The 4,642-nt window shown below is 58.6% G+C and carries 5 protein-coding genes; 4 read left to right on the top strand and 1 reads right to left on the bottom strand.

Annotated elements, in window-relative coordinates:
- The first annotated feature begins 51 nt into the window (after positions 1-51).
- Entirely contained in the window at positions 52-627 is a 576-nt protein-coding gene (locus C4334_RS14395; protein ID WP_352432784.1) for a hypothetical protein, read from the top strand.
- Positions 628-784: 157 nt separating this feature from the next.
- Entirely contained in the window at positions 785-2,017 is a 1,233-nt protein-coding gene (locus C4334_RS14390; RefSeq protein WP_352432783.1) for an acyl-CoA dehydrogenase family protein, read from the top strand.
- A 91-nt stretch (positions 2,018-2,108) separates the two neighbouring features.
- Here C4334_RS14390 and C4334_RS14385 read toward each other — a convergent pair whose 3' ends face one another.
- Positions 2,109-2,510 (bottom strand): hypothetical protein, encoded by a 402-nt coding sequence (locus C4334_RS14385; protein WP_352432782.1) that lies wholly within the window; start codon positions 2,508-2,510, stop codon positions 2,109-2,111.
- Between the two features lie 258 nt (positions 2,511-2,768).
- Here C4334_RS14385 and glpX point away from each other — a divergent pair, with 258 nt between their 5' ends.
- Complete coding sequence (glpX, locus tag C4334_RS14380; RefSeq protein ID WP_352432781.1) at positions 2,769-3,809, top strand: class II fructose-bisphosphatase; 1,041 nt, start codon at positions 2,769-2,771, stop codon at positions 3,807-3,809.
- A 257-nt stretch (positions 3,810-4,066) separates the two neighbouring features.
- Complete coding sequence (locus C4334_RS14375; protein ID WP_352432780.1) at positions 4,067-4,594, top strand: DUF2085 domain-containing protein; 528 nt, start codon at positions 4,067-4,069, stop codon at positions 4,592-4,594.
- Positions 4,595-4,642: the final 48 nt, after the last annotated feature.

The following is a 4,642-nucleotide window of genomic DNA, read 5'->3' as shown; positions in this document are numbered from 1 at the left end:
CATACCCTCTTCCACTGGTGGCCTGTGTTTAAGGAATCAGCATGAAAGGGTATGACAACCCAATTCATTGAGGGACGCCTGCGCGCTCCCGCCCACGACGTCAAAGGCGTCCCTGTCGCGGAAAATTTCCTCGACCGGTTGAACATCCACTCGCTCGATGGTTACGACCTCCGCGCCCAAACGCTCGCCCTCGTCCGTGAGCACATGCGCCCAGGCCAATTTTACGAAGAGCGCGCACGCATCTCGGACGGTGCCTTCCGCCGTTTGGCTCAACGGTGCGAACTCGAACTCCTTTACTGCCTGGTTCTCGCTGATGTGCTCGGATGCGGCGGAATCGAAACCCCACTTCAGTGCACGGCTGCAACCGCGGCGGCTGAATGGTTCATCAAGCGCGCCCGCGAATTGAACGTCGAGCGCAAAGCGCCGGAACCCATTTTGATGGGTCGCCATCTGATCGAAATGGGCTTTCGGCCTTCGCCCCTTTTCGGTCGCGTTCTTCGAGCGGTTTACGACATGCAGCTCGACGGGCGCGTCACCAATCTCGAGGAAGCCATGCGTGCTGCACGCGACCTGTTCGCGCGCTTGGAGGCTGAAGGGCTTGGCTTGAAGGCACGCGACGCGCGTTGATCCGCCGTGAAAACGCCCCAAACATTTTCCCATCGCCGCCCCTGCAAATAGCACGACGCGCGCGGAGCTTTTTGCGCGCTTTGGCGCGGAGTCCGACTTAAGATAAGATTCTTGCGGTGAGGACAGCGAACCTTCGACACCAAAGGAAGACTCCACAATGATCGATTTTGAATTGACTGAAGATCACAAGGCGATTCAACGGATGGTGCGCGAATTCGCCGCGCGCGAAGTGGCACCGTACATCAAAGAGTGGGATGAAAAGCAGCACTTTGAGCGTTCGGTGCTCGACAAGATGGCGGCGCTCGGTCTTCTCGGCATCTGCATTCCAGAAGAGTACGGTGGCGCTGGTTTCGATTACATCTCTCTTGGATTGGCGTGCGAAGAGCTGGAAGCGATCGACACTTTCTTGCGCGTGATCATGAGCGTGCACGTCGGGCTGAATTCGATGACGCTGCTCACATGGGGCACAGAGGAGCAAAAGCGAAAATACCTTGTGCCGCAAGCGCGCGGTGAGAAGATCGCCACCTACGGATTGACCGAACCCGGCGCCGGGTCGGACGTTGTCGGCATACGTTCAACTGCGCGGCGCGAAGGCGACGAATACGTTCTAAATGGCGAGAAGATGTGGATCAGTCTAGCCGATGTCGCCGACCATTTCCTCTTCTTCTGCTGGACCGATGAGGCGAAGCGGCGGCAGCGCGATCATTCAGGGATTTCGTGCTTCATCGTCGAGCGCGGGATGAAAGGCTTCTCTTCCGGCACGATCCACGGCAAGATGGGCATTCGCGCGGGCAATACGGGCTACTTCTCTTTGCAAGATGTCCGCGTACCGAAAGAGAACCTTTTGGGCGAAGAGGGCGAAGGGTTCAAGATCGCTATGTTCGCCCTCGAACAAGGGCGCTACACGGTCGCCGCTGGGGCGACCGGCGTGATCCGCGCGTGCCGCGATGCCTCGATCGCTTACGCTCTCGAACGCGAAACCTTCGGCACCAAGATCGCCAACCATCAACTCGTCAAGGAGAAGATCGCCGAGATGGAAGCTGATTACCAAATGTGCCGCTTGCTCTACTTGCGCGCCGGGTGGATGAAAAACATCGGCCTTCCAAATGCTCGCGCGACCAGCTTGGCCAAGTGGCAAGCGACCGTGCGCAGCGAGAAAGCGGCTTCGATGGCGATCGAAGTGCACGGCGCAAACGGCTATTCGAATGACTATCCGGTCGAGCGCTACTTCCGCAATTGCAAAGCGGCAGTGATCTACGAAGGGACGCGCGACATACATACGTTGATGCAAGCCGATTGGGCGCTCGGTTTGAAGCAAGAAAAAGCGGCGCGCAGACAACTGCCGCCCTATCGCGCTGCCGATGCGCGTCAAGCTATTGCGGCCGATTAACAGAAGCGAGAAGGAATTTCACCACTGGCAAATAAAGGGAGCTTGAGCCGCTCAAGCTCCCTTTGAATTTTCAGCGCACAGACGGATGAGTTCAGTTGGGCAAAACGACGCCGCGTGAGTCGTAGTCTTTCTGCACTGAGCTGCCCGGAAAGCCAAGCGTCGTCATGCTCGGCGCGATCTGCTGCTCCAAGCAGAGCAGCGTGTAGGTCTCGCTGCCGATGGTGCGTTGCGTTCTGCAGACGAGGTCTGTCGGGGCGCTGACGATCTTGCCGAATTGCGTCGAGTAGGATCGTCCCGTTGGGTGAGATCGAAACGCATTCCAAGCCAGCTCTATGCGTCGCGTGTCGTTCAACAATCCAGTGGGAAGCCAAGTGTTGATCGCGCCGAGATCGGGTTGCCCGATTGTCCTTGCGTCGCCCCGTGATAGTGCTGCGGCTTGACGTTGAAGCCCAAGTCCAACCCCCACGCAGGCGCGCCCGCTCGGCTGCACCACGGTGCGTGGATCACACCGGAAGAAAACTTTGTTCCCTGAATTTTGGGCAGCGTACCAGAAGAAGATTCGTTCGCGTTGTCAATGACAGTCACGCGAAGATCTACGCGGTCGAAGCAAGGCAGAAGTAGCAAGGGAAGCTTTGTTCACGAGCGCACCAATGGGTTTCAAACGCACTGGCGGCGCGCTACAAATTCCACGCGCGCTCTGGTAGTATGACGGCGCTCTTTCTTCGAGCGCGGACGAGGAGACCGAAAGAACATGGGGACGGAAATTCATTCCGAGCAGTTGTCTTTGGACTTCCTGCGAGTGTGCGAAGCGGCAGCCATCGCAGCAGCGCGTACCATGGGCAAGGGCGACCGGCGATATTCCGATCAGGTCGCCGTCGAAGCGATGCGCAAAGTGCTCGATACAGTGCCGATGCGCGGGCGCATCGTGATCGGCGAGGGCGAGCGCGATGAGGCGCCCATGCTTTACATCGGAGAAGAGGTCGGACTCGGTGCGCGAACGCATCGCCAGAACGATTACCCGGAAGTGGACATCGCCGTCGATCCGTTGGAGGGAACGAACCTTTGCGCGCTCGGGGCGAACAACGCCATTTCAGTGATCGCCGCTGCCGAACGGGGCGGACTGTTGAACGCGCCGGACATTTACATGGACAAGATCGTCGTCGGTCCGAGTTCGCGCGGAGCGGTAGATATAGATGCGCCGGTGAAGGACAATTTAGAGAAGATCGCGCAGCGCTTGGGACGCGATGTGGAAGACCTGACCGTGATCGTGTTGGACCGGCCGCGCCACAAGAAGTTGATCGAGGAGATTCGCGCCGCGGGCGCGCGCATACGCTTGATCTCAGATGGTGACCTGTCGGCAGGCATCTCAGCGGCGGTCGCCGGAACGAACATACATGCGCTGATGGGCATTGGCGGCGCGCCGGAAGGCGTGTTGACAGCTGCGGCGATGAAATGCTTAAACGGTGAGATCCAAGCGCGCTTGGTCTTCGATCCAGAACGCTTGGGAGTGGATCGGCACAAGGTGCCGCCAGCGGAGAAAGTGATCGCGCGCTTGCATGAGATGGGGATCGATGACCCGAACAAAGTCTACTACACGGACGATCTTGCGCCCGGCAAGAAGATCATCTTCGCAGCAACGGGCGTGACGGATGGCGCGTTGTTGCGCGGCGTTCGTTTCTTCGGTGCTGGGAAGAGGACCCACTCGCTCGTGATGACGACCGAGACGCGCCAGATACGCTTCATCGACACGGTGCACATCGAAGGCGGGCCGAGTACGGTGATCCGGTTTTAACGCGAGCGGATTTCGCCGCAGGCGTAAGGATCGCCTCCGAACGAAGGGGCACGTCGAAGAGAAGCTTTCTGCACCTCGGTTCGAGAGGAAGATGAGAAACTCTCTGCGCGATGTTCACTACCCGCGCATCACGGAAGCGTCGAAGATCAGCGGCGCGAAGAGAAACCCTCTGCAAGATTTTCCCTGAAGATTCCATTCCCAACGCAAAAACCTTCCCACCGAGGGCGATTCAATGGTATAGAGAAGCGAGTGGGTTTATGAAGTTGCGCGGGAGCAGGGCACGCGATTTGGGCGCTTGGGCGGCAGTGGTCGCCAGCGCAGCCTTGCTCTCGGTTTTGATCATCGGCGCTCCGTGGCTGGCACGGCGCGGAAACACGCTGCTTGCAGAAAGCTTACGGCACGCTTTCTCCGTCGTTTGCCATCAACGTCCCGAGCGTTCGTTCTACCTTTGGGGGTATCCGCTGGCAGTGTGCGCACGTTGCACGGGGATCTATCTCGGCGCGTTTTGCGGCGCGCTCATTTACCCGTTGTTGCGCTCGTTGCGCGACCGGACCTCTCCCGCGCGGCGCTGGCTTATCCTCAGTGCCGTCCCACTGGCGCTTGATTGGGGTCTCGGATTCTCACACGTTCTGGAGAATAGTTCATTTTCGCGTTGCGCGACCGGTCTTTTGTTCGGTTTCGCGTTGGCTTTCTACGTCGTTCCGGGATTGCTCGATCTCCGTTTCACAATGGAAACAATTCGGCAGATGAGAGCGGATCAGTCGCAAGGCGCGCACACTCTTTAGAAAAACGGGGGAGCGCGAGGGGGCTGTCATCCCCCTCAATTCATTGAG

The sequence above is a fragment of the Pyrinomonas sp. genome, from assembly GCF_040289685.1.
In the GTDB taxonomy this organism is placed as follows: Bacteria; Acidobacteriota; Blastocatellia; order Pyrinomonadales; family Pyrinomonadaceae; genus Pyrinomonas.
Note: the sequence above shows the minus strand (reverse complement) of the source record. Positions and strands in the feature narration are given on the sequence as shown.